The organism is Megamonas rupellensis DSM 19944, from assembly GCF_000378365.1.
Lineage (GTDB): Bacteria > Bacillota > Negativicutes > Selenomonadales > Selenomonadaceae > Megamonas > Megamonas funiformis.
Genome location: NZ_KB899568.1, coordinates 46,323 through 71,081 on the forward strand (window position 1 = coordinate 46,323; position 24,759 = coordinate 71,081).

A 24,759-nucleotide genomic window follows, 5' to 3' on the forward strand; every position below is an offset into this window, starting at 1 on the left:
TACATTGAGTGAGTATACTAAGTACAACAAATTAATTGCAAGGTATTTTTAGGAGGATTAAGGTATTATGAATTGGAAAAAATTAGCATCTCTTGGCGTTGTCGCAATGATGTCTCTTAGTATTTTAGGTTGTGGTAGTGATACTGCTTCTAATGATAAAGCTGCATCTTCTAGCAGTCTTTCTGGTAGTATTACAGGATCAGGTTCTTCTGCGTTATTACCTTTAGCTAAAGACGCTGCTGATAAATTTAAAGAATTACATCCAGAAGTTTCTATCACATTAAATGGTGGCGGATCTGGTACAGGTCTTAAACAAGTTGCTGATGGTTCTGTAGATATCGGTAACTCTGATGTAGCTGCTGATACAAAACTTGATAAAGCTGTAGCTGATGGTTTAGTTGACCATAAAGTTTGCGTTGTAACAATGGCTCCAGTAGTAAATAAAGATATTGCAGCAACTGTAAAATCTTTAACAAAACAACAATTAACAGATATTTTCACTGCTAAAATCACAAACTGGAAAGAAGTTGGCGGTCCTGATGAAGAAATCGTATTAATCACTCGTCCTTCTACATCTGGTACTCGTGCATTATTTAAAGAATTTGCTTTAGGTGGAGCTGAAGAAGCTTCTAATAAATCCTTAGAAACAGATGACTCTGGTACTTTACTTCAGAGCATTAAAGATAACAAAGGTGCAATTGGTTATGTAGCATTATCTTATCTTGTAAACAATCAAGATGTTGCAACTGTTTCTGTTGATGGTGTAGCTCCTACTTTAGAAAACACATACAATGGTACTTATCCTGTATGGGGTTATGAACATATGTATACTAAAGGCGAACCTAATGCTACTGTAAAAGCATATTTAGATTTCATTATGTCTGATGAATATGGTAAATCCATGGAAGCTCAAGGTTACGGTGTAACTAGCAAAATGCAAGTTCAGAGATAATTAGAATAGAAAATTGGGCGAATGAATTTTCGCCCATTTTTTTTGCCAAAATAAATGCTAATTTTTATCAAAGGAGTGTCAAAATGGAATCATCACATACAGCTGTATATCGTCAAAATAATATTTGGCGAGGGATTATCACAGCTTGCGGTTTATTAATGATAATTATAACCTTAGCCATTGGGGCATTTTTATGCTACAAAGGTGTAGGTACATTCACTACATATGGTCATAGCGTGGGTGAATTTTTATTTTCTTCACAATGGGCACCAGCCGATAATGCTCAAGGTGGCGGTAAAGTCGGTGCAGCAATATTCATTTTTGGTTCAATTATCACTTGTGCTTTAGCACTTTTGATTTCAACACCATTTAGTATTGCAAGTGCGATTTTTATGACAGAAATTTCTCCAGGGATTGGTAGAAAAATTCTTCAACCAGCTGTAGAAATTTTTGTAGGTATTCCTTCTGTTGTATATGGTTGGATTGGTCTTACAATTTTAGTTCCATTTATCAAAGATTTATTTGATTTAAAATTTGGTTTTTCTGTACTAGCAGCAGGTATTGTTTTAGCAGTAATGATTTATCCAACAATTACTAGCTTATCTGCTGATGCGATTAGAAGTATTCCAAAATCTTTCCGTCAAGCATCTTATGGTTTGGGTGCTACTCGTTGGCAGACAATCAGTCAAGTTGTAATACCAGCATCTAAATCCGGTTTGATGACTGCTATTGTTTTAGGTCTTGCTCGTGCATTCGGTGAAGCTTTGGCAGTAGCAATGGTTATCGGTAAGATGAAAGCTTTTCCAGAAAGTCTTTTATCCCCAACTACAAACTTAACAGCAGCTATTGCTTCCGATATGGGTGGGGCGATGGAAGGCAGTGAATACAATATAGCTTTATGGTCTATGGCTTTATTGTTATTCATCATTTCCTTAGTATTTATCTTCATTATTCATTATATTTCAGCTAAAGGAGGCCATAAGGCATGACTGTAATTCAAAGAGCCAAATTTATGGATAAATTGATGACTGGCTTCTTTTATGTTGTCGCTGGTTTTTTCTTATTATTATTGTTGGCTTTTACTTTATATGTAATTATTAAAGGTTTTGCAAATTTTACTCCGAATATGTTTTCCTTTACTAGAAATGGTATAGGTAATCTATTTTTTAACACTATTTATTTAGTATTTTTATCTTTGCTTGTAAGTGTTCCTCTTGGGATTGCAGCTGGTATTTATATGGCTGAATATGCAAAACCAGGAAAGACTACAAAATTTTTAAGAATTTGTATTGAAACATTATCCTCATTGCCATCTATCGTTGTAGGTTTATTTGGTTATTTAGTATTTATTGTAATGACAGGTTCTCAATGGAATTTATTTGCAGGTGCTTTAGCTGTATCTATTTTGAGTTTACCTTTGATTACAACAGTAACAGAAGATGCTTTCCGCTCATTACCTCCTGGATATAAAAAAGGTAGTATGGGTATGGGTGCTACACTTTGGCAGACTATCCGTTATGTAATGCTTCCTGCTTGTATGCCTCGCATTATGACAGGTGTAATCTTAGCTGCTGGTCGTGGCTTTGGTGAAGCTGCTGCACTTTTATATACTGCAGGTATGAGTACAGATATCGTTTGGTCAAATTGGAATATTTTTTCCCCAACATGTCCGCTCAATCCATTTAGACCAGGGGAAACTTTAGCGCTTAATATCTGGGCATCAAGAACAGAAGCTTTAGCTCCTAATGCTGCAGATATTGCAAATTTATCCTCAGCAATTTTGATGATAATGGTATTTTCATTTAGTATAGGTGCTCGTTTTTTAAGTAGTTATCTTGATAAGAAAAATGGAGGAAAATAAACGTGGCTAATAACGCTGATATAAAATTTAATGTTGATAATTTAGAATTATTCTATGGTAATTTTAAAGCCTTAAAAGGCATTGATATGGAAATCAAGAAAAATGAAATTACTGCTCTTATTGGGCCATCTGGTTGTGGTAAATCTACATTCTTAAAAACTTTAAATCGTATGAATGATTTAGAAGATGGTGTAAAAGTAACAGGCAGAATTCATTTAGATGGTGTAGATATCTATAAAGAAATGGATTCTATTACACTTCGTCATCGTGTAGGTATGGTATTCCAACAGCCAAATCCATTTCCAAAAAGCATTTATGATAATGTAGCTTATGGACCAAGAATTCATGGCATTCGCAAAAAAAGCCAATTAGATGAAATCGTAGAAAGAAGTCTTCGTCAAGCTGCTATTTGGGACGAATTAAAAGACCGCTTAAATAAATCTGCACTTGGTTTATCTGGTGGTCAACAACAGCGTTTATGTATTGCAAGAACTTTAGCAGTTCAGCCAGATGTTATCTTGATGGACGAACCTACTTCTGCTCTTGATCCGATTTCCACAATGAAAATTGAAGACTTAGCACTTGAATTGAAAAAGGATTATACAATTGTAATCGTTACACATAATATGCAACAAGCAAGCCGTATATCCGATAAAACAGCATTCTTCTTATTAGGTGAGTTAATCGAATACGGAGAAACTACAGAGTTATTTGCAAATCCTAAAAATCCAAAAACAGAAGAATATATTACTGGTAGATTTGGTTGATTTGTATAGTGCGTTTATTTAAAGGAGATAAAAATGGCTAATAGAATAAAATATATAAATGAATTAGATTGTTTAATTAGAGATGTAGAATTAGTAGGAGCACAACTTCAAGAAACTTTAGATGAAGTTATAAACAATTTAGTAGAAAAAAATGAGATTTTAGCAAAAAAAATCATAAAAAATGATGTATGGTTTAATAAAGCTGAACATGATATCAATGAAAAATGTTTGCGTTTAGTATTGACTCAAGCACCTGTTGCTACAGACTGGCGTGAAATTGCTTCCATCATGAAAATGATTGGTGATATTGAACGTATGGCTGACCATTGTGCAGATATCTCTAAATACACTATGAGCTTAGCAAAAGAAGAAACTGTAACATTGCCAGATTATTTTGGTGATATGGTAAATGTTATGCGTGAAATGGTTTTTGATAGCGTAAAATGTTTCAGAGATTCTGATGTTGATTTAGCTAAAAAAATTATTGAAACAGATAATGTAGTAGATAATTACTTTAAAAGATTTCGTGAAGATATAGCTGGATTGATTAAAGAAAATCCACAAAATGTAGAGGCATATCTCAATTATTTGATGATTGGTAAATATGTAGAACGTATAGCTGACCATTCTACAAATGTAGCTGAATGGATTATCTATATTGTTAAAAATGAATTAAAATAAAAAGTAAAACTCATAATAAATATTTTCATATAAAAACTATTTATTATGAGTTTTTTATTGTTTTTTAAAATATATATGATTAAACTTAAATATGAGGTGATAAAAATGAAACTGAAATATTTAAGTTTATTATTGAGTTCAATTTGTATTATGCAATTTATGACAGTACCTTCTTTGGCAAATGCACAAGCTATGGAAATAAAATCTAATTTAGCAATTGATCTGGAAGATATAAAAGATACAGCAGAGTATAAAGGTTATCTTTGGCGCATAGATGCTAAAGATGATGAAAATTTGCCTAGAAATTTTCGCACAGCAAAGGATAAGTTCAAAAAGGCAAGTGATAAATATGGAATTGATGTTAATTATGTGCCTACAAGAGAAGGTTTAGATGAATTACAAGCTTCAGGTAGTGCGCAATTTTCTGTAAATCAATTTTCTGCTTTAACTAAAGCTTTGCAGGAAAATGGTGCTAAAGATATTTATATAGTGGATTTAAGACAGGAAAATCATGGATTTTTTAATAATGATGCTGTTAGCTGGTATGGTAAACGAGATTGGGCAAATATAGGGAAATCAAGAAAAGAAATTATTCATCAGGAAATGAATTTATTGAAAGCTAATCTAAATAAAAACACAAAAAGAGCTACTTTAGATGACGATAAAAATGCTGATGAAGTAGATACTTCTTTGATAAAAACAGTAACAACAGAAAAAAATCTAGTGAAGAAAAATAATTTACATTATGTGAGAATAACAGCAACTGACCACGTTTGGCCAAGTCCTGAAAATATAGATGAATTTATCAAACTGTATAAATCTTTGCCTAAAGATGCATGGCTACATTTTCATTGTGAGGCTGGTAAAGGAAGAACAACAACATTTTTAGCAATGTATGATATGATGAAAAATCCACAGGTGCCATTAAAAGATATATTATATCGTCAATTATTATTAGGTGGAAATTATGTGGCATATACAGAAGATATTTCCGCTAGCAGTAATTGGAAGGCGCCTTATTATAATCAAAAAGCAAAAATGATAGAAGTTTTCTATCAATATGTGCAGGAAAATCATCAGAATAATTTCCAAGTTTTATGGTCAGATTGGCTTAAAAATCATAGTTTATAAATAGGTTAATATTTAATTTGGATATATATTTATAAAAACTTTTAATTGATAAAAATAGATAATAAATTCCTATAATATGCTTTAAAATAAGAAAAACATCATGAGCGTTGATAAGTGTAGTATTTTATATTTTAGAATTAAAACCTATTAAATTAATATGTAAATACTATCTATTAATAATTTTTTATTGTGATATAATGTTGATGTTAAAAAGATTTAAAGCTTGTAGGAAAGAAGGCGATAAAATGAGTACAGAATATGTATATAAGTCCACAAAAAAAATAGAAGAAATTTTAAATGCGATTACCCATGGAGTGGGAACGCTACTAGCTGTTATTGGTTTGGTTGTAATGTTGTATTATGGCTATGATAAAGGAATTTTGCATTTAACAAGTATCATAGTATATGGTGTTTCCATGATATTATTATATTTAGCTTCGACACTGTATCATAGTTTTAGTTTTTGCAGTCAAAAAGTGCAATCTGTGTTTAAATGTATAGACCATTCAGCAATATATTTACTAATTGCAGGCAATTATACGCCATTTGCTTTGATAGCTCTATATGGTACTTTGGGCTGGGCTGTATTTGGCGTAGTTTGGGGATTGGCTTTAGCGGGAATAGTATTTCAAATTTTCTTTTATAATCGTTTCCGTGTCATTGGTACTATTTGTTATTTAGTCATGGGTTGGCTTGCTGTTACCATCGTAAATCCGCTACTTGATACTTTGTCTGTAGAAGCTATTTGGTGGCTTGTAGCTGGTGGTGTTTTATATAGTATTGGTGCGATTTTTTATTTAATCCGCAAGATACCATATAATCATGTTATTTGGCATGTTTTTGTGATTTTAGGCAGTGCAGCTCATTTTATTACAATTTATTGTTATGTATTGCCACTTAGTATAGGTTAATTATTTTGATAAAATAAAGGCTCAATTATCTAAAATAATGATAGATAGTTGAGCTTTTTCTTATTTTCTGTTTTAATTAGAAATAAGAGGATTGACGAGAAAAAGAGCTAATTATATAAAGAGAAAATATATAGTCTAGGATATAAATTTTATAAAAGGAGAGTGTTTTTGATGAATGAAGATTTGATGAAGGTAATAAAATCGGAAGAGGAAATAGAGCAAGAAGTAGAATCTTTATGTCGCTGGGCTGCTGCTAGAGCTGGCGTAATTGTCGTAGCACCTATACTTGGTCAAATTGCTCTAGCTGCTAATGAAATCTATCTGATAAAACGTATAGCAAATGTATATGATAAAAAATTCGACGAAACGGCTAGCTGTGCTTTTGTAGGAGCTTTAGGTGGTACATTTGTAGGTCAAAGTTTAGCGACTTTGATACCATTTCCACCATTACAAATTCCAATCGGTATGGCTGTAACTTATGCTGTAGGTAAGGCTGCCAATGCATGGATAAAAGATGATATGCCGGATATTAGCGAATATGCTGATAAATATAAAGATATTTTTAATAAGGCAAAAGAAGATGTAAAAAATATCATACCTAGTTTAAAAAATAATCCTGATAAAGATAAACCATTGGGAGATGAAGATAAAAAATTTAAATTTTAATATTAAGGAGGAGAAATAATGCGAAGTGCATTTGATATTATCGGACCAATAATGATAGGGCCATCAAGTTCACATACAGCAGGTGCTGTGAGATTGGGATTGATGGCTAGAGCTATCTTAGGTGAAGAAGTAAAAATTATAAATATAAAATTATATGGTTCATTTGCGCAAACATATAAAGGTCATGGTACAGATAGAGCTTTGATTGCAGGTATAATGGGTTTTAAACCAGATGATGAAAGAATACGTAATTCTTTAGAAATAGCCAAAGAGAAAAATATTGAATTTAATTTCTCTAAAGTAGATTTAGAAGATGCACATCCTAATACAGCTATTATAGAATTGATAGGTGTAACAGATAGAAAAATAGAAGTTACAGGTGCGTCCATTGGCGGAGGCAATATAATTATTTCTGCTGTTAATAATTATGAAGTACAATTAAGTGGGAAATATCCATCAATAATTATCGTACATCAAGATATGCCAGGTGTAGTAAATGGTGTTACTGCAGCTTTAGCACGCTATAATATAAATATTGCCTATATGAAAGTTTCTCGAAGCGAAAGAGGAGCAGAAGCTTTGATGAACATTGAAGTTGATGATACAATTTCTGATGAGGCAGTAAAAGCTTGCAGTAGAGTAATTGGGGTAAAAAAAGTATTGCGAATTGATGCTATTTAATGAGGTGATTTTGTGATAAATTTTTCTTGCATACAAGATTTGATAGATATAGCAAATGCACAAGAGCGAACTATTGATGATATCGTTGTAGAATATGAAGCAACACATAGTTTTAAATCTGTGATTTATATTAAAGAAAATATGCAAACTATTTGGCAAGTAATGAAAGAGTCAGCAGAAAAAAGTATAAATAATACGCAAAAATCTGTCAGTGGCATGGTGGGCGGAGATGCTCAAAAATTATTCACATTTAAAGATAGTTTTGCTGGAGATTTTGTCAAAGAAGCAGCTTCTTATGCAGTAGCTGTAGCAGAAACAAATGCTGCTATGGGGAAAATAGCTGCTTGCCCAACAGCTGGTTCTTGTGGTATTGTTCCAGGGGCTTTGATTGCTGCTCAAAATCATTATAATTATGATGATGAGCAGATTTGTAATGCATTATTTACAGCGACAGGTATTGGCATGGTGATTGAAAATAATGCCATGATTGCAGGTGCTCAAGGTGGTTGTCAGGCTGAATGCGGTTCAGCAGCTGGCATGGCAGCGGGAGCGTTAGTTCATCTTGCAGGTGGCTCTCCAGAACAGATTGGCAATGCAGTAGCCTTAGCGATTAAAAATTTATTAGGTTTAGCTTGCGACCCTGTGGCAGGGCTTGTGGAAGTTCCTTGTGTAAAACGCAATGGATTTGCAACGACAGTAGCGATTTTAGCAGCAGATATGTCTCTTGCTGGTATAAAATCAGTGATACCAGTAGATGAAGTAATTGATGCTATGTATCGCATTGGTAAATCTATGCCAAAAAGTATACGTGAAACAGCTACTGGCGGTTTAGCTACTACACCTACAGGTATAGCTTTAAAGGAAAAAATTTATAGCAAATAATGATTGATATAAGGAGAAGGGAAGAGCAGTTGCATTTATGTAAAAAAATTATCTATATGACTTTGGGAATATATATGATGATGATATCAATATGTTTAGCAGGTCAAAATGATAATTTATCTAAAGAAACATCAGAAAAAATAAATTTAGTATGGCAACCAGTTATTGATGAAGAAAATGATTTATCAAAAATTGATAAGATATCAGGAGTAAATGTCATATCACCATCATGGTTTGTAATTGATAGTGAACAAGGGCATATTCAAAATAAGATAGATATAAATTATTTAAAAAATGCAAGAGAAAAAGGTTATAAAATATGGCCATTAATTCATAATGATTTTAATGCCGAAATGACACATAAATGGTTAAATGATAAAAAGGCAAAGGATTATATCATTCGTCAATTAATATTTTATGCACATCGTTATAATATTGAAGGCTATAATTTTGATTTAGAAAATATCTATGATGAAGATAGAGATAAATTGACTGAATTTATGAAAGAAGTAACTGAGGCACTACATCAAGATGAAGTTATAATCTCTATGGATATAACGGTGGCTTCAGATATGGAAAATTGGTCTAAATGTTATGATAGAAAAGCATTGGGTGAATATGTAGATTATCTTGTTTTGATGGCATATGATGAACATGGTAGATTATCTAAAACAGCAGGGTCAGTAGCATCATTAAATTGGGTGGAAAATGGAGTAAAAGATTTAACAGAGCAAGTCCCTTCAGAAAAAATCATCTTAGGAATTCCTTTGTATATGCGCTTATGGGAAGAAGATTATGAAGGTAATGTATCGGCTAAAACCTTAAATATGGAAGATGCCAATAAATTAATGAAAGAAAAAGACAAATATCCTATTTGGCTAAAAAATGAAGGTCAGATATATTTTGCTTATCATGAAGATGGAAAAATATATCGTGTATGGAAAGAAGATGTAAATTCTTTGCGCTTAAAAGTAGATTTAGTTAAAAAATATAAACTTGCAGGAGTAGCCTCATGGAGAAAAGGTTTTGAGACTAAAGATATTTGGCCAATGATAAACAAGCGTTTACAAAAATAAAAAAACTATTTGTTTATGATGAATTTCATAAGCAAATAGCTACATAGAAAAATAGAAGTAGAGGGAGTTAAAAATGCCAAATAGAGTATTAGGCGGAATTTTTTTAACCATAGCAGCTAGTATTTGGGGCGGTATGTTTGTAGCTGTAAAATTAGTAGTGGATATAATACCGCCAATACCGTTAGTATGGTTTCGTTATTTAGTAGCCTTTGTGGTATTATCAATGGTTGTAATCTATGAAGGCATTAATTTAAAAATAGATAAAAAAGATATATTATTATTAATCAGTATAGGGATAATAGGACATACTATTTCTATTGTTACTCAAGAATATGGAACAATGTATTCTTCAGCACAGATGGGTTCAGTTGTTACTTCAGCGACACCAGCATTTATGTTGATTTTTGCTGTATGGCTTTTAAAAGAAAAAATCACTTTGCGTAAAATATTATCCGTTATTTTAGCCACTGTCGGTGTAATCATGATTGCTGGCGTTGATAATATGGATTTTGATAAACAATTAGGTGTACTTTTTTCTACCATAGCAGCATTGACATGGGCATTGATGTCTGTAATGTTAAAATTGATACCTAGTAAATATCCGCCATTATTAATAAATTTTTATGCTGTAATAACAGGAATTGTATGTTTAGCACCACTTAATATACCGACATTAGATTTATTGCCATGGGATGAAATCTTAAATCCTGTAGCGATTGGCTCGGTAGTATATTTAGGGGCAGTATCTACAGCAGGAGCATTTTTGCTTTGGAATAAAGGTCTTTTATTGATGGAAGCAGGTGCTAGTGGATTATTTTTCTTTTTTCAACCTATAGTAGGGACTTTTTTAGGCTGGTTAATTTTAGATGAACAAATCACTTTGAATTTCTGGATAGGAAGTATATTGATTTTTATAGGTGTATTTTTAGTTACAGTTAGAAATGAATAATAAAAAAGAAGTTATATCTATGTTTAGGTATAACTTCTTTTTTTGTAGGTTTATTTATTTTTTTCATGAGAAACAGAAAGAAAACTACTGAGCATAATACTTATACAGCTTATACTTGTAAATACAATAAGAATAGCGATTGCTTTAGTATAATAGCAAGTAGGATAAATATCACCATAACCTATTGTGCCAAAAGCAATGACTACATAATAAAATAAATCAAAGATATTTGGATTATTTATAGAGTAGGCATCAACATAATAAATACTGCCAATATAGCAAAATAATGTTAAGGTACTGAGAAAATAAAAAATAATAAGTAGGGCTACTTTCCATAAATTGCTATGATTGAAGATATTTGTATAAGCTAAGATATTTTGCAAAATAAATTTTAATGTATTAGCTAAAAGTAAGTAGCAGAGAATTAGATTGATAAAAGATAAGTAAAAAGCAATATTGTGAATTAAAAGATTAGAACTCAAGGGATAAGCAAAATAGATTAAACATAGATTTATGTAGATTAAGGCAAAAATGAAATTTAGACTAAAAGAACCAACATTGATGATTTTTATCAATATAATAGAAAGTAAAGAAATCAAATAATAAAAGATGTAAATAATAAACAAAGATAGAGGTATTACTAATATTGTAGAGAAAATAAGAGAAAAATTTTTAGTGAGATAGAAAAATAGACATAGACAAAGACCACATATTAAAATGAGCGATAATAAACGAAATAAGATAGAGCTTTTGCAAATTGTCGTATATAAAAATTTAAGAGGTTGTTTAGCTATGATATGGGCCTTGATAAATAGTGTTGTACTATCTATAGTGAAATAAATTTCTTTATGATAAATATTAATCAATAAGAAAAATAACATGAAAATAGTGCTTAAACATAAAATAGAGAGTTCTTGAAGAATTTGTATCAAAGTAAATACTCCTTAAAATAAATAAAAACCAGTATTACTGTTTAGTATACTGGTTTTTTATGTTAAAAAATTATTGTTGATTTTGGTGGAGATGAGGAGAATCGAACTCCTGTCCGAAAGTATTGTTTCACAGCTTTCTCCGAGTGCAGTCTATATTTTAATTTTATAAAATCATCGCCTATAGACAGGCTACAATTTTACTATCTCGATAAAATTCCCTAAAAATCTCCGAGAATTGATTTTTAAGTATCCCACTATTGGCCTCTTTTCTATTCACGTGGGAAAAGAATAGAAAGAGGTTAGCATTAAGCTGCTAAAGCGTATTCTTTGTTAGCTTTTATATTTAAATAAAAGTTTCACCTTACTAACGGGTTGATGACCTCCCGACTCGCTTACCATGCACCAACTACCCCCGTCGAAACCATTACATCCCCGAGAGTTAATATATTATATCATAAATAATAATTAAAAGCAATAAAATAAGGCGGATATAGATGTAAAATGAAATTTTATATCAAAATTTTAGAAGAATATATTTGAAATGAAAATTCTTTTGCTAATGAAAGATTTTTTCTAGATTGAAATTTGATATACAAAAGAAGTTATTAAAGCTAAAATGTTGATTTTAAAAGTCTTTTTGGTTATAAATTTATTTTTAATAATTTTTATTATGTTAAATAAAGTTGCTATTTATAAAATTTTCTTAAAAATATTTTGAAATAATATTGCATTTTTGATAGAGTAGTATTATAATAAGCTTGTAAGAAAAAACATAAGGAATAAATAATAAATTTAATTTAAATAGAGAGAGGAGTTATCAATATTGTTAGAACAGTTTAAAGGAAAATTAATAATTTCTTGTCAAGCTCTTCCTGATGAACCATTACATAGCCCGTTTATTATGGGACGAATGGCGTTAGCAGCAAAACAGGCTGGTGCAGTGGGTATACGAGCACAAGGTGTAGAAGATATAAAAGAAATTAAAAAAGTAACAGGTCTTCCTGTTATCGGTTTGATTAAACGAAACTATGATGATTCTGAAATTTATATCACAGCTACAAAAAAAGAAGTAGAAGAATTATTGGAAAGTGGTTGTGAAATAATCGCTTTAGATGCGACATTGCGTAAACGTCCAAATGATGAAAAATTAGAGGATTTAGTTAAATTGATAAAAGACAATGGTAAAATCGCTTTAGCTGATATCTCTAATGATGAAGAAGGAATTTTTGCTCAGAAAATAGGTTTTGATTGTGTATCTACAACATTATCTGGATATACAGATTATACACCTAAATTAAAAGGTCCTGATTTTGGGTTGGTAGCAAGAATGGTGGATAGACTTGATATCCCAGTTTTTGCAGAAGGTAGAATAAATACACCAGAAGATTTAAAAATAGCTTATGAATGTGGTGCTTTTGGTGCGATTGTCGGTTCAGCAATCACAAGACCACAGTTGATAGCTAAAAACTTTGTTAATGTTTTAAAAGATATTGATATAAAATAATTGGAGGAAATAAAATGTCAACTAGAGATTTAAAAGGATTATATTCTGCTTTATTAGTAGCTTTTGATGAAAATGGCAATATAAATGAAAAAGGTTTACGTCAGATTGTACGTCATAATATTGATGTATGCAAAATGGACGGTTTATATGTTGGTGGTAGCACAGGTGAAAACTTTATGCTTTCCACAGAAGAGAAAAAACGTATTTTTGAAATTGCTAAAGATGAAGCAAAAGATGATATCACTTTGATTGCTCAAGTTGGTTCTATCAATCTTAAAGAATCCGTAGAACTTGCTAATTTTGTTACAGATTTAGGTTATGATGCAATCAGTGCTGTAACTCCATTTTATTATAAATTTAGCTTTGATGAAATTAAATACTACTATGAAACAATCATCAAAGATGTAGATAACAGAATGATTATTTATTCTATTCCTTTCTTAACTGGTGTAGATATGAGCCTTGCTCAATTTGGTGAATTATTTGCTAATCCCAAAATCGTTGGTGTTAAATTCACAGCAGCAGATTTCTATTTATTAGAAAGAATGAGAAAAACTTATCCAGATGTTTTAATTTTTGCTGGTTTTGATGAAATGCTCTTACCTGCTACAGTATTAGGTGTAGATGGTGCTATTGGTTCTACTTATAACGTAAATGGTATACGTGCTCGTCAGACTTTTGAATTGGCAAAACAAGAAAAAATTTCTGAAGCTCTTGAAATTCAACATGTTACAAATGATTTAATCACAGATATCTTAGACAATGGTTTATATGGCACTATAAAATTATTGCTTGAAGAAGCTGGTGTTGAAGCTGGTTGTTGCCGTGAACCAATGAAAAAATATTCTCCAGAAATGAGAGCTAGAGCTAAAGAAATTTATAAAAAATATTTTTGATTTTAATTGAGAATTGAGTAAATTTTAGCTCATGAAAAGGTGCATTAATCATTGGTTTAATGCACCTTTTTAAAAAAAAGATTTAAAATAAAGAATTTTAAAAAAATAAATGATAATTTAGGAGGGAAAAAAGATGCAGGGATTTACATGGATAGATACTGCTGTGTTAGTAATATATTTACTTGGCGTTTTATTTGCTGGATTATGGTTTTCTAACAAAGAACATCAAGGCAAAGAATTTTTCAAAGGTGACGGAACTATTCCTTGGTGGGTAACTTGTGTATCTATTTTTGCTACTTTGTTAAGTCCTATTTCATTTTTATCATTACCAGGTAACTCTTATGGTGGTTCTTGGATTTTATGGTGGGCTCAAATTGGTATGTTGATTGCCATTCCATTAACTATTAAATATTTCTTACCAATATACAGCACTCTTCAAATTGATACAGCTTATCATTACTTAGAAAAAAGATTTGGTAGCAAAGGATTACGTATCTTAGGTGCGTTAATGTTCATTGTTTTCCAAACTGGTCGTATGTCTATCATCATGTACTTACCTTGCATTGCTTTAGCTGAACTTACTGGTATAAATGTAAATATTTTAATTATTGTAATGGGTATTATTGCAATTATCTATTCTTATAGCGGTGGCTTAAAAGCCGTTTTATGGACAGACTTTATCCAAGGTGTAGTTTTAATCGTAGGTATTGCGTTGACTTTAGTAGTTATGATTGCAAGCATTAATGGTGGATTTGGCACTGTTATGAATACTTTGACTACTGGTCATAAATTCTTATTAGAAAATGAAGTTTGGTTTAGCTCTGATATTTTATCTACAAGTGTATTCGTAATTTTAGTCGGTGGCGGTTTAACAACATTTTCTTCTTATGTATCCAGCCAAGATATCGTACAGCGTTTTACAACTACAACAGATATTAAACAATTAAATAAAATGACTTTAGGTAATGGGGTATTATCCATTTTTGCAGCAACTGTATTCTATTTAGTTGGTACAAGTTTATATGTATTCTATACTCAAAATCCAGACCTTTTGATGACTACTCGTCAAGATTTAGTATTTGCAACTTATATCACATATGAATTACCAGCAGGTATTACTGGTATCTTACTTGCAGCAATTTTCGCAGCAGCTCAGTCCACTTTATCTACAGGTATTAACTCCGTAGCTACAAGCTGGGTATTAGATATTCAATCTGTAATCAATCCTGAAATGTCTAGTGAACGTCAAACAAAAATAGCTCAATATATTTCTTTAGGTATTGGTATTTTAGCTATCATCGTAGCTATATTCTTAGCTAGTGGAGATATTAAATCTGCTTATGAATGGTTCAATAGCTTTATTGGTTTAGCACTTGGCGCTTTAGTAGGTATGTTCGTACTTGGTGCATTTAGCAAACATGCAAATGCTAAAGGTGCTGTTGCAGCATTCATCGTATCTAGCATCATCGTAATTTATCTCAAATATTTTGTACCATCTGTTTCTTACTGGACATATACAATTATTACAATTATTAGCTCTTTAGTAGTTGGTAATATTGTAAGCTATTTAACAGATAAAAGTTTTGTGGCTCCAAAAGGAACTACTGTATATACAAGTAAAGCTCCATCTAGTAAATAATTGATGTAAATAAATGTTGAAATTGTGTTTTCATTAATGCAATTTCAACATTTAATGTTTAGATAATTTTTTATGATTTTAAATATAGTTTGGAGGCATTTTAATGATTTTTGGCAATATTAATCAAGAAAAAACATATGAGTTTTTGCCTGAAAATGTGAAAGCTTGTTTTAAATATGTAAAAGAACATGATTTATTAAATTATGAAAAAGGAACACATAAAATTGATGGAGATAATCTTTATGTGAATGTTGCAGAATATACTACAGTAAAACGTGAAGAACGTTTTTGGGAAGCACATAAAGCATATTTAGATATTCATATTTTAGTCAAAGGCGAAGAAACCATAGATATTAACTTCATTGAAAATATGAAACTTGGTGAATATAAAGAAGCGGACGATTTTCTACCTATGGAAGGTGATATGCAAGCTAGTGTAATTTTAAAACCAGGTGATTTCTTGATTTGTTATCCAGAAGATGCACATCGCACAGGTGTTATAGCAACTAAAGTAAGTGATTTGAAAAAAGGCATTTTTAAAGTAAAAATTTAATTTTTATAATATATGAGGTGGATTAATATGAAAAAATTATTAGCTAGCTTGATTGTTTCTGCTACAGTAGCAGCTACTTTACCGTTAACTTCAGCATTTGCAGCTCCAGAAACAGTTGGACAACCACAGATTTTATGGCAGTCTGTAGGAACTTTATCACCAGCACAAGGTCAGACTGAAAATATCGGTGTAGCTGGCATGTTATCTGGAAATTATAACGGCTATATCATTGCAGGTGGTGGAGCTAATTTCCCTAACGGTGGCCCTGCTGTAGGTGGTCCGAAAAAAACATATTCTGATGTATATGTTTTTAAAGCTAGTAAAGAAGGTTTAACAGAAGTTGACCATCAACAAATGCCTTTTGAAATTGCTTATGGTATGTCTGTAACTACTAAAGATGGTGTTTACTATATCGGTGGTAGTACAGATGCAGTAGGTGCAAAAACTATAACTCGTTTGACTACTGATGCAAAAGGTAAATTGAAAATTGAAAAAGTTGGAGAATTACCTTTTAAAATACAAAATGGTGTAGCTGGCTATGCAAATGGAGCACTTTATATTGGTCTTGGTAATCAAGATGGTAAAGCAAGTGCAGATTTTTATAAATTTGATTTAAAATCAAAAGAATTAACAAAATTAGCAAGCTTCACAGGTGCTTTACGTGAACAGTCAGTATCTCAAATTTTGAATAATAAATTATATGTATTTGGTGGCGGTACAAATACTGCGTTAACAGATGGATATGTATATGATATTCAAAAAGATGCATGGGATAAAGTGGCTAGCGTAGAAGTTGATAATAAAGCTATCTCTGTATATGGTGGAAATTCCATAAAATTAAATGAAGATGAAATGCTTGTAATTGGTGGCTTTAATAAAGAAGTTTACGATTGGGCTGTAAGTAATTTAGGAAGCTTAAAAGATCAAGAATTGGCAGATTTTAAAGCTAAATATTTTGGTGCAGATGTAGCAGAATTTAAATGGAATAATCAAATTTTAGTATACAATGCTAAAACAAATACATGGCGCTCCATTGGACAAATTCCATTTAATGCACCATGTGGTGAAGGTCTTGTTTATGCAGGAGATAGTATTATATCTATCAATGGCGAAGTAAAACCAGGTGTTCGCAGCAATAGAATTTATCAAGGTTTTATTGTAAAATAAGATTAAGATAAATTTATTGCAAAGAAGGGCGAGATTATGGAGAAACAAAAGTATATTTGCATAGACATCGGTGGTACAGCTATAAAATATGGTTTAGCTGATGAACAGGGGAATTTTATAGAAAAAAGTTCAATGCCCACAGAAGCTAAATTATATGGAGGTCCAGGTATTGTAGAAAAAGTAAAAACAATTATTAGTGGCTATATTACGAACTATCAAGTTGCTGGAGTTGCCATATCTACAGCTGGCATGGTAGACCCTAAAGAAGGATGTATCTTCTATGCTTTACCAGATGCAATACCTGATTATACAGGAGTACAGTTAAAGAAAATTGTTGAAACTGAGTTTAATTTAAATTGTGCGGTAGAAAATGATGTTAATTGTGCAGCTTTAGGCGAAATGTGGTTAGGAGCAGGGAAAGGTTGTTCTTCACTATTTTGCATAACTGTAGGAACAAGCGCAGGCGGTTGTGCTGTATATAATCATCAAGTAATACATGGTGTTTGTAATAGTGCTGGAGAAATTGCTTATATGAGAATTCCTAAGGGAACAATGCATGAAGTAGTTTCAACAACTCGATTAGTAAAAGATGTAGCAAAAGCAAAACAATTAGATGAAAAAGAATTAAATGGTAAAATCATTTTTGATTGGGCAAAAAATGGTGATGAAGATGCTAAATTTGCTATTAATACATTGATGGAAAATTTAGCAGATGGCATTACTAATATAACAGCTGTTTTAAATCCTGAAATGATTATTTTAGGTGGTGGCATAATGGCACAAAGTAAATATTTGAGACCATTGATAGATAATGCCTTAAAACAAAGATTAGTAGAAGATGTATATACCCATACAAAAGTGGATTTTGCCAAATTGGAAAATGATGCTGGAATGTTAGGTGCATTATACAATTTATTACATCAAACAATGTGATTTGGAGAGAATATTATGAAGATCTTACATCAATTAGATAGACCAAATTTCAAAGCATCAAAATCTGATAAAATCTTAATAAGATATATAAAAGAACATGCAGAAGAATTTTGTACAACACCTATAGCTTCTTTGGCAATAAATTGTGGAGTTAGTGAAGCAACTATTACACGTTTTGTGAGAAAAATGGGCTTTGCAAGTCTTCAATTATTTAAACTTACATTGACTGAAGAAATGGTTAATAATAAACAACGAACTATAATCAGCAAAGATATTACTTGTGATGAAAGTATTATCATAACAGCAAATAAGTTATTAGCCAATAATATAGCAACTTTAGAACAAACAGTAAGTGGTTTAGATGAAGATATTTTATTGAAAAGTGTAAATATGCTAAAAAAAGCTGAACGTATATTTTTTATAGGTTTAGGAAATTCAGGATTTGTAGCTGATGACTCAGCTTATAAATTTATGCGTATTGGTTTTAATGCAAGAGGCATAGATAATAGTCATCTTATAATGCTTCATATGGCACTTTTACATGAAAATGATGTTGTAGTGGTTATTTCTCATTCAGGTGAATCTTTTGAAATTATAAAAGCTGTTGAGCTTGCTAAACGAAATGGTACAAAATTAATCGTAATAACATCAAATAGAGATACTATTTTAAAAGAATATGCTGATGCTTGTATTTTTTATGAAACAAGAGAATCTATATTGGAAACTGGCTCAATTACCACAAAATTAACGCAAATTTTTATCATTGATTTATTATATACTCAGGTTGTTAAAGATACTATGGACTTAGCTTCTGCATTCAAACAAAGAACAACAGAAGCAATCAATATTTTAAGATTAGATAATAAAAAATAAAAATTTAAAATTAAAGGAAAATAAGGAAGGTATATATAATGCGTATAATAGTTACAGATTCTTATGAAGAAATGAGCAAAGTAGCAGCAAGAATAGTAGCAGGTCAGTTATATTTAAAACCAAATAGCGTACTTGGTCTTGCAACAGGTTCTACACCAGAAGGTATGTATGCAAACTTAGTAAAAGTTCATCAAAGTGTAGGTCTAGATTTTTCAGAAGTAATTAGCTTTAACTTAGATGAATATATTGGATTAGACAAAGAAAATGAACAAAGCTATTACTATTTTATGCATAAACATTTATTTGACCATGTAAATATCAAACCAGAAAATATTCATATACCAAATGGAAATCCTGAAAACTTAGAAGAAGAATGCAAAAAATATGATAAATTAATCGAAGCAAAAGGCGGTATAGACCTTCAAGTTTTAGGTATAGGGCAAAATGCTCATATTGGCTTTAATGAACCAGATATCAAATTTGAAGCAACTACTCATAAAGTAAAATTAGATGAAGAAACAATCAAAGCAAATTCAAGATTTTTTGAAAATGAAGAAGATGTACCTAAATATGCAATTAGCATGGGTATTAAAACTATCATGCTCGCTAAAAAAATCATTTTACTTGCTAGTGGTAAAAATAAAGCAGAAGCAATTTACAAAGCAGTATATGGTAGCGTAAGACCAGATGCACCAGCTTCTATTTTACAATTACATCAAGATGTGGTTGTAATCGTAGATAAAGATGCAGCTTCTTTATTGCCAGAAAAAGATAAAAAGGTTTTTGTAAAATAAAATAAAAATCAAGAGCAACCTTCAAGAATTTATAAGTTTTTATATTATTGAAGGTTGTTTTTTTATTATGCAATTATAAATAAAATATATGAACAATTATTTTAAGTATAGATATTTACTATTTTATAAAAAAGTGTATAATAATAATTAAATAAATTAATTATTAATTTTTTAACTAGTAATAAAAACAATTAAATATAAAAATCAAGTTGAAATAATGGTATTTTAGCTGTTATTTTAAGGCGATTTAATATTATATTTTATATTGCAATAAAAAACCGAGGAGGTTATTTTGAGTGAACATTCACGAATATCAGGCTAAACAAATTTTTAGAGAATTTGGTGTTGCAGTGCCAAATGGTGTACCTGCTTTTTCCGTTGATGAAGCTGTTGCAGGTGCAAAAGAAAAATTAGAAGGTCCAGTATATGTTGTAAAAGCACAGATTCACGCTGGTGGTCGCGGTAAAGCTGGCGGTGTAAAACTCGCTAAGTCTTTAGACGAAGTGCAAACTTATGCAAATGAAATTTTGGGCAAAGTTTTAGTAACAAAACAGACAGGCCCAGCTGGTAAAAAAGTAAATCGTCTTTTAATTGAAGAAGGCTGTAAATTTAAAAAAGAATTATATTTAAGTTTCACAGTTGATCGTGTATCTTCTAGAGTTGTTATGATTGGTTCTGAAGAAGGCGGTATGGAAATTGAAGAAGTAGCAGCTAAAACTCCAGAAAAAATTTTCAAAGAATATATTGATCCATTATTAGGGCTTACTTCTTACCAAGCAACTCGCATGGCATTTAAAATGAACTTCACTCCAGCATCTGTACGTAGTGCAGCAGCTTTAATGCAAAATCTTTATAATTTATTCATTGCCAAAGATTGTTCTTTAGCAGAAATCAATCCACTTGTAATCACTGAAGATGATAAAGTAATGGCTCTTGATGCTAAATTGAATTTTGATGATAGTGCATTATTCCGTCATCCAGAAATTCAAGCATTGCGCGATGAAACAGAAGAAGATCATAAAGAACGTGAAGCTGCAGAGCTTGGTCTTAACTATGTAAACTTAGGTGGCGACGTTGCTTGTATGGTAAATGGCGCAGGTCTTGCAATGGCTACTGTTGATATTATTAAATATTACGGTGGAGAGCCTGCAAACTTCTTGGATATTGGTGGTCAAAGTTCTCCAGAAGATAATGCTAAAGCATTTAAAATCATGCTTGAAGGTGGTCAAGCAAAAGGTATTTTTGTTAATATTTTCGGTGGTATTAACAGATGTGATAAAGTTGCAGAAGGTATAGTAAAAGCAAGTCAATTAATTGACCTCAATGTTCCAATCGTTGTACGTCTTGAAGGTACTAATGTTGAAGAAGGTCGCGAAATTTTGAAAAATGCAAATGTACCAGGTCTTATCATGGCAGAATCCATGGAACAAGGTGCACAGAAAATCGTAGAATTAGTAAAAAATGCCTGATGCGGGAGGGAATAGTTCGTGGGAATTTTTATTAATAAAGACACAAAAGTAATTGTACAAGGGGCAACTGGTAAAGTTGCTATATTCCATACAGCACATATGCTTGAATATGGTACAAATATCGTAGGTGGTGTAACACCAGGAAAAGGCGGTCAAGTTGTAGGCGGTGTGCCAATTTTCAATACAGTAGAAGAAGCTGTTGAAAAAACAGGTGCAAATGCTTCTGTAGTATTCGTACCTGCAAGATTTGCAGCAGATAGTATTTTAGAAGCTATTGATGCTAATCTTGATATAGTAGTATGTGTAACAGAACATATTCCTGTTTTAGATATGGTAAAAGTTCGTCGTGCTTTAGAAGGCAAGAAAACTCGTCTTATCGGTCCAAACTGCCCTGGTATTATGACAACTGATGAATGTAATATTGGTATTATTCCAGGAAAAATTCATCGTAAAGGTCATATCGGTATCGTATCTCGCTCTGGTACATTGACTTATGAAGCAATGGATCAGATGACAAAAGCAGGTCTTGGTCAGACAACTATCGTAGGTATTGGTGGAGACCCTGTAAAAGGAACAGATTTCATTGATGTATTAAAAGCATTTAATGAAGATCCTGAAACAAAAGCTGTTATGATGATTGGTGAAATTGGTGGTAATGCTGAAGAAGATGCTGCTGCATGGATTAAAGCAAATATGAAAAAACCGGTAGCTGCATTCATTAGCGGTCAGCAGGCGCCTCCAGGTAAACGTATGGGTCATGCTGGTGCTATTATTGCAGGTGGCAAAGGCTCTGCAGCAGATAAAATCAAAGCTTTGAACGAAGTAGGTATTGAAGTTGCTAAAACTGTAGCTCATATGGGTGATACTATGGTTGAAACACTTAAAAAAGCTGGTATCTATGAAGAATGTAAAACTTGCTAATTAAAGTGAGTTATAAAAAATGCGAACTTAAATTTAAGTTCGCATTTTTTATATTATTTAGCTTAATGATGATTTTAGTTAATAAAAAAGCCCTCAGTTAATCTGAGGGCTTTAATTTTAAAATAATTTATTCTTTAGCACTTGCGATAGCTTTTTTTACACTTTCAGCAGAAGCATAGAGTAAATCAAGTTCTTCTTTTGGAAGATGTGGAGCGAAGGAACGAACGATACCATCAGCACAAATCATACGAGGGATACTAAGAGCTACATCACTTAAGCCATATTCTCCTTCTAATACAGCAGACATAGGTAAAATAGTATGTTCATTGTACATAAAGGATTTTGTGAAACGAGCAGCTACCATAGCGATACCAGTGTTTGTATAACCTTTTAAGTTAATGATATCATATGCTCTATTTACGAGTGCTTGTTCAATAGTTTTTTTATCAAGTTTGTCATCAAAATGGAAGTATTCATCAACATGTTCAAGACCAAGACCTGCAACGTTTACTGTGCTCCATGCAGCGAAAGCAGAGTTACCATGTTCACCAAGAACATAACCATGAATATTTTTAGGGTCTATATGATAACGGTCAGCAATGATTCTGCGTAAGCGGAAAGTTTCAAGCATTGTACCAGTACCAATGATTTTTTCACGTGGATAATCAAATTGTGTAGAAACATGGTATGTAGCTACATCAAGAGGATTTGTAATCATGAGGATAAGAGCATCTTTAGTGTATTTAGTGATTTCGGACATAACACTGCTCATGATTTTGCAGTTTGTTTTAGATAAGATAAGACGGTCAGCTTTTTCACCAGGTTTAATACTAGGACCAGCAGTAATGATGATTAAGTCAGCATCTTTACAATCAGAGTAATCACCATGGTAAGTTCTGATATTTAAGCTATGAATACAAGATGTAGCATCATTAGCATCAAGAGCTTCACCTTTACATTTATTTTCATTTAAGTCGATAAGTGCAATTTCAGAAGCAAGTTGGAAATCTAAGAGTTTTGTAAGAACAGCAGAACCTACATTACTAGCCCCAACAATGACAACTTTACCTTTAAACATTATAATATACCCCCTAAGTTTTATACTAATTATTATGACCACATAATAACACTTGAAATATTGATTGTCAATTATCTTATCCATAACTTTTATAAATATAAGTATAATCTATGTTTATCATAATAAAAGGAAAATATATTAAGATAAATTTAATAAATATAACTATATATAGAAGGAATTATATTAAAATTTAGAAATAATATTTATTTTGAGCTAATCATATTTAAAGTAGCTTTTTCTTGCCAAATTAATATATGTATTATATATTATAAAGTATTAAAACTAGATAATTAACTTATAATTTGGTAAGAGAAGGGAAGTAGGATAAATGTTTGGAATGTCCATGGATATTGGGATTGACCTTGGAACAGCGAATGTCCTTATTTATATAAAAGGTAAAGGTATTGTTATGCGTGAGCCTTCCGTTGTGGCTATAGATAATGATACTAATCGTATTTTAGCTATTGGTGAAGATGCTCGTCGTATGATTGGACGTACTCCTGGAAATATTGTAGCTATAAGACCACTTAGAGATGGTGTTATCGCTAATTATGAAATTACTGAACAAATGATTAGATATTTTATAGGTAAAGTATCTGGACGTCGTTTTATGTTTAGACCTCGTGTTATGATATGTGTACCTTCTCGTATAACTACAGTAGAAAAAAGAGCTGTTCAAGAAGCTGCAATGCAAGCTGGAGCAAGTCATGCTGAACTTATTGAAGAACCAATGGCAGCTGCTATGGGTGCAGGTCTTGATGTAGCTGAACCAAATGGTTGCATGGTAGTAGATATCGGTGGAGGAACAACTGATGTCGCTGTAATCAGCTTAGGTGGCGTAGTAGTAAGCGATTCACTTCGCATGGCTGGTGATAAATTTGATGATTGCATTATCACTTATATAAAAAATAAACATAATGTAATGATCGGTGAACGCACAGCTGAAACTATTAAAATTGAAGTAGGACAAGCTTTTGCAGGAGCTCGTGATGAAAAAATTGAAATTCGTGGTCGCGATTTGATTACAGGACTTCCAAAAACAATTGAAGTAAAATCTGATGAAGTAAGTGAAGCTTTAGCTGAACCAGTATCTTCTATTGTACAATGTGTAAAACGTGTATTAGAAGATACTCCACCAGAATTATCTTCTGATATTATGGATAGAGGTATTATCATGACTGGTGGCGGTGCTATGCTTTATGGATTAGATAGCTTAATTCAAAAAGAAACTGGCATTACTACTTATTTAGCAGATGATCCATTGACTTGCGTAGCTATTGGTACTGGTAAAGCTCTTGAATATATGGATAAAATTACTAGAATTAGTAAAAAATCAAATGGACATGAACGTAAAATAGAAGAATAAAAAAAGGCTGCTTTAGCAGTCTTTTTTTCTTAGTAAAATAAATTTAATTGATAAAATATATGAGATACAAAAGGAAT

At 31.7% G+C, this 24,759-nt stretch carries 25 protein-coding genes and 1 other RNA gene; 23 read left to right on the forward strand and 3 right to left on the reverse strand.

The features are described from left to right. Positions 1–67 precede the first annotated feature (67 nt). The 12 genes from F553_RS0101830 (at position 68) to F553_RS0101885 (ending at position 10,557) form a co-directional block, all read left to right on the forward strand. Positions 68–952 (forward strand): phosphate ABC transporter substrate-binding protein, encoded by an 885-nt coding sequence (locus F553_RS0101830; protein ID WP_008539703.1) that lies wholly within the window; start codon positions 68–70, stop codon positions 950–952. 83 nt (positions 953–1,035) lie between these two features. Continuing rightward, complete coding sequence (gene pstC, locus F553_RS0101835) at positions 1,036–1,941, forward strand: phosphate ABC transporter permease subunit PstC (protein WP_015561655.1); 906 nt, start codon at positions 1,036–1,038, stop codon at positions 1,939–1,941. Next, complete coding sequence (gene pstA / locus F553_RS0101840; protein ID WP_018998759.1) at positions 1,938–2,813, forward strand: phosphate ABC transporter permease PstA; 876 nt, start codon at positions 1,938–1,940, stop codon at positions 2,811–2,813. Before pstC ends, pstA begins: the two co-directional genes overlap by 4 nt. 2 nt (positions 2,814–2,815) lie before the next feature. After that, the gene (gene pstB, locus F553_RS0101845) at positions 2,816–3,580 is read left to right on the forward strand and encodes a phosphate ABC transporter ATP-binding protein PstB (protein ID WP_008539709.1); all 765 of its coding nucleotides are present in this window, start codon (positions 2,816–2,818) and stop codon (positions 3,578–3,580) included. 33 nt (positions 3,581–3,613) lie between these two features. After that, positions 3,614–4,261 (forward strand): phosphate signaling complex protein PhoU, encoded by a 648-nt coding sequence (phoU, locus tag F553_RS0101850; RefSeq protein WP_018998760.1) that lies wholly within the window; start codon positions 3,614–3,616, stop codon positions 4,259–4,261. A 105-nt stretch (positions 4,262–4,366) separates the two neighbouring features. Further along, positions 4,367–5,392: a phosphatase domain-containing putative toxin gene (locus F553_RS0101855; RefSeq protein ID WP_018998761.1), complete on the forward strand. Its 1,026-nt coding sequence runs from the start codon at positions 4,367–4,369 to the stop codon at positions 5,390–5,392. A 245-nt stretch (positions 5,393–5,637) separates the two neighbouring features. Next, entirely contained in the window at positions 5,638–6,303 is a 666-nt protein-coding gene (gene trhA / locus F553_RS0101860; RefSeq protein ID WP_018998762.1) for a PAQR family membrane homeostasis protein TrhA, read from the forward strand. A gap of 171 nt (positions 6,304–6,474) precedes the next feature. Next, positions 6,475–6,969 carry a hypothetical protein gene (locus F553_RS0101865; protein ID WP_018998763.1) on the forward strand — a complete coding sequence of 165 codons (495 nt, stop codon included), beginning with the start codon at positions 6,475–6,477 and terminating at the stop codon, positions 6,967–6,969. Positions 6,970–6,987: 18 nt separating this feature from the next. After that, positions 6,988–7,650, forward strand: a complete 663-nt coding sequence (sdaAB, locus tag F553_RS0101870) for an L-serine ammonia-lyase, iron-sulfur-dependent subunit beta (protein WP_008539714.1) — start codon at positions 6,988–6,990, stop codon at positions 7,648–7,650. Positions 7,651–7,662: 12 nt separating this feature from the next. After that, positions 7,663–8,532 (forward strand): L-serine ammonia-lyase, iron-sulfur-dependent, subunit alpha, encoded by an 870-nt coding sequence (sdaAA, locus tag F553_RS0101875; RefSeq protein WP_008539715.1) that lies wholly within the window; start codon positions 7,663–7,665, stop codon positions 8,530–8,532. Positions 8,533–8,561: 29 nt separating this feature from the next. Then, on the forward strand, positions 8,562–9,608 hold the full coding sequence (locus F553_RS0101880) for a glycosyl hydrolase family 18 protein (protein ID WP_018998764.1): 1,047 nt from the start codon (positions 8,562–8,564) through the stop codon (positions 9,606–9,608). 73 nt (positions 9,609–9,681) lie between these two features. After that, entirely contained in the window at positions 9,682–10,557 is an 876-nt protein-coding gene (locus F553_RS0101885; protein WP_018998765.1) for a DMT family transporter, read from the forward strand. Positions 10,558–10,607: 50 nt separating this feature from the next. Here F553_RS0101885 and F553_RS12560 read toward each other — a convergent pair whose 3' ends face one another. Both F553_RS12560 and ssrA read right to left on the reverse strand, forming a co-directional pair. Next, positions 10,608–11,039, reverse strand: coding sequence for an ion channel (locus F553_RS12560; RefSeq protein ID WP_167319310.1), 432 nt, complete (start codon positions 11,037–11,039; stop codon positions 10,608–10,610). A 533-nt stretch (positions 11,040–11,572) separates the two neighbouring features. Further along, positions 11,573–11,923: a transfer-messenger RNA gene (ssrA, locus tag F553_RS12265) on the reverse strand. A 389-nt stretch (positions 11,924–12,312) separates the two neighbouring features. On the opposite strand from ssrA, the gene F553_RS0101895 reads away from it, so the two are divergent. The 10 genes from F553_RS0101895 (at position 12,313) to sucD (ending at position 22,238) form a co-directional block, all read left to right on the forward strand. Beyond that, positions 12,313–12,993: an N-acetylmannosamine-6-phosphate 2-epimerase gene (locus tag F553_RS0101895; protein ID WP_018998767.1), complete on the forward strand. Its 681-nt coding sequence runs from the start codon at positions 12,313–12,315 to the stop codon at positions 12,991–12,993. A 14-nt stretch (positions 12,994–13,007) separates the two neighbouring features. Next, positions 13,008–13,889 carry an N-acetylneuraminate lyase gene (locus tag F553_RS0101900; protein WP_018998768.1) on the forward strand — a complete coding sequence of 294 codons (882 nt, stop codon included), beginning with the start codon at positions 13,008–13,010 and terminating at the stop codon, positions 13,887–13,889. Between the two features lie 133 nt (positions 13,890–14,022). Further along, positions 14,023–15,528: a sodium:solute symporter family protein gene (locus F553_RS0101905; RefSeq protein ID WP_018998769.1), complete on the forward strand. Its 1,506-nt coding sequence runs from the start codon at positions 14,023–14,025 to the stop codon at positions 15,526–15,528. A gap of 103 nt (positions 15,529–15,631) precedes the next feature. After that, positions 15,632–16,081 (forward strand): NanQ anomerase/TabA/YiaL family protein, encoded by a 450-nt coding sequence (locus F553_RS0101910; protein WP_018998770.1) that lies wholly within the window; start codon positions 15,632–15,634, stop codon positions 16,079–16,081. A gap of 27 nt (positions 16,082–16,108) precedes the next feature. Further along, on the forward strand, positions 16,109–17,248 hold the full coding sequence (locus F553_RS0101915; protein ID WP_015561644.1) for a cyclically-permuted mutarotase family protein: 1,140 nt from the start codon (positions 16,109–16,111) through the stop codon (positions 17,246–17,248). Between the two features lie 36 nt (positions 17,249–17,284). Beyond that, positions 17,285–18,181 (forward strand): ROK family protein, encoded by an 897-nt coding sequence (locus F553_RS0101920; protein ID WP_018998771.1) that lies wholly within the window; start codon positions 17,285–17,287, stop codon positions 18,179–18,181. A 15-nt stretch (positions 18,182–18,196) separates the two neighbouring features. Further along, positions 18,197–19,054, forward strand: a complete 858-nt coding sequence (locus F553_RS0101925; RefSeq protein WP_008539729.1) for a MurR/RpiR family transcriptional regulator — start codon at positions 18,197–18,199, stop codon at positions 19,052–19,054. A 38-nt stretch (positions 19,055–19,092) separates the two neighbouring features. Further along, positions 19,093–19,848: a glucosamine-6-phosphate deaminase gene (gene nagB / locus F553_RS0101930; RefSeq protein ID WP_008539730.1), complete on the forward strand. Its 756-nt coding sequence runs from the start codon at positions 19,093–19,095 to the stop codon at positions 19,846–19,848. A 296-nt stretch (positions 19,849–20,144) separates the two neighbouring features. Next, positions 20,145–21,317, forward strand: coding sequence for an ADP-forming succinate--CoA ligase subunit beta (gene sucC / locus F553_RS0101935; protein WP_008539731.1), 1,173 nt, complete (start codon positions 20,145–20,147; stop codon positions 21,315–21,317). 18 nt (positions 21,318–21,335) lie between these two features. Next, positions 21,336–22,238 carry a succinate--CoA ligase subunit alpha gene (gene sucD / locus F553_RS0101940; protein WP_018998772.1) on the forward strand — a complete coding sequence of 301 codons (903 nt, stop codon included), beginning with the start codon at positions 21,336–21,338 and terminating at the stop codon, positions 22,236–22,238. Between the two features lie 127 nt (positions 22,239–22,365). Here the strand turns inward: sucD and F553_RS0101945 are convergent, their stop codons facing one another. Next, complete coding sequence (locus tag F553_RS0101945) at positions 22,366–23,316, reverse strand: L-lactate dehydrogenase (protein WP_018998773.1); 951 nt, start codon at positions 23,314–23,316, stop codon at positions 22,366–22,368. Positions 23,317–23,644: 328 nt separating this feature from the next. On the opposite strand from F553_RS0101945, the gene mreB reads away from it, so the two are divergent. Next, on the forward strand, positions 23,645–24,682 hold the full coding sequence (mreB, locus tag F553_RS0101950) for a rod shape-determining protein (protein ID WP_018998774.1): 1,038 nt from the start codon (positions 23,645–23,647) through the stop codon (positions 24,680–24,682). Positions 24,683–24,759: the final 77 nt, after the last annotated feature.

Excerpts from the sequence above, each read along its gene's own strand:
- F553_RS0101830 (WP_008539703.1), top strand. The coding sequence starts at position 68 with ATGAATTGGAAAAAATTAGCATCTCTTGGCGTTGTCGCAATGATGTCT.
- pstC (WP_015561655.1), top strand. The coding sequence starts at position 1,036 with ATGGAATCATCACATACAGCTGTATATCGTCAAAATAATATTTGGCGA.
- pstA (WP_018998759.1), top strand. The coding sequence starts at position 1,938 with ATGACTGTAATTCAAAGAGCCAAATTTATGGATAAATTGATGACTGGC.
- phoU (WP_018998760.1), top strand. The coding sequence starts at position 3,614 with ATGGCTAATAGAATAAAATATATAAATGAATTAGATTGTTTAATTAGA.
- F553_RS0101855 (WP_018998761.1), top strand. The coding sequence starts at position 4,367 with ATGAAACTGAAATATTTAAGTTTATTATTGAGTTCAATTTGTATTATG.
- trhA (WP_018998762.1), top strand. The coding sequence starts at position 5,638 with ATGAGTACAGAATATGTATATAAGTCCACAAAAAAAATAGAAGAAATT.
- F553_RS0101865 (WP_018998763.1), top strand. The coding sequence starts at position 6,475 with ATGAATGAAGATTTGATGAAGGTAATAAAATCGGAAGAGGAAATAGAG.
- sdaAB (WP_008539714.1), top strand. The coding sequence starts at position 6,988 with ATGCGAAGTGCATTTGATATTATCGGACCAATAATGATAGGGCCATCA.
- F553_RS0101885 (WP_018998765.1), top strand. The coding sequence starts at position 9,682 with ATGCCAAATAGAGTATTAGGCGGAATTTTTTTAACCATAGCAGCTAGT.
- F553_RS0101900 (WP_018998768.1), top strand. The coding sequence starts at position 13,008 with ATGTCAACTAGAGATTTAAAAGGATTATATTCTGCTTTATTAGTAGCT.
- F553_RS0101905 (WP_018998769.1), top strand. The coding sequence starts at position 14,023 with ATGCAGGGATTTACATGGATAGATACTGCTGTGTTAGTAATATATTTA.
- F553_RS0101910 (WP_018998770.1), top strand. The coding sequence starts at position 15,632 with ATGATTTTTGGCAATATTAATCAAGAAAAAACATATGAGTTTTTGCCT.
- F553_RS0101915 (WP_015561644.1), top strand. The coding sequence starts at position 16,109 with ATGAAAAAATTATTAGCTAGCTTGATTGTTTCTGCTACAGTAGCAGCT.
- F553_RS0101920 (WP_018998771.1), top strand. The coding sequence starts at position 17,285 with ATGGAGAAACAAAAGTATATTTGCATAGACATCGGTGGTACAGCTATA.
- F553_RS0101925 (WP_008539729.1), top strand. The coding sequence starts at position 18,197 with ATGAAGATCTTACATCAATTAGATAGACCAAATTTCAAAGCATCAAAA.
- nagB (WP_008539730.1), top strand. The coding sequence starts at position 19,093 with ATGCGTATAATAGTTACAGATTCTTATGAAGAAATGAGCAAAGTAGCA.
- F553_RS0101945 (WP_018998773.1), bottom strand. The coding sequence starts at position 23,316 with ATGTTTAAAGGTAAAGTTGTCATTGTTGGGGCTAGTAATGTAGGTTCT.
- mreB (WP_018998774.1), top strand. The coding sequence starts at position 23,645 with ATGTTTGGAATGTCCATGGATATTGGGATTGACCTTGGAACAGCGAAT.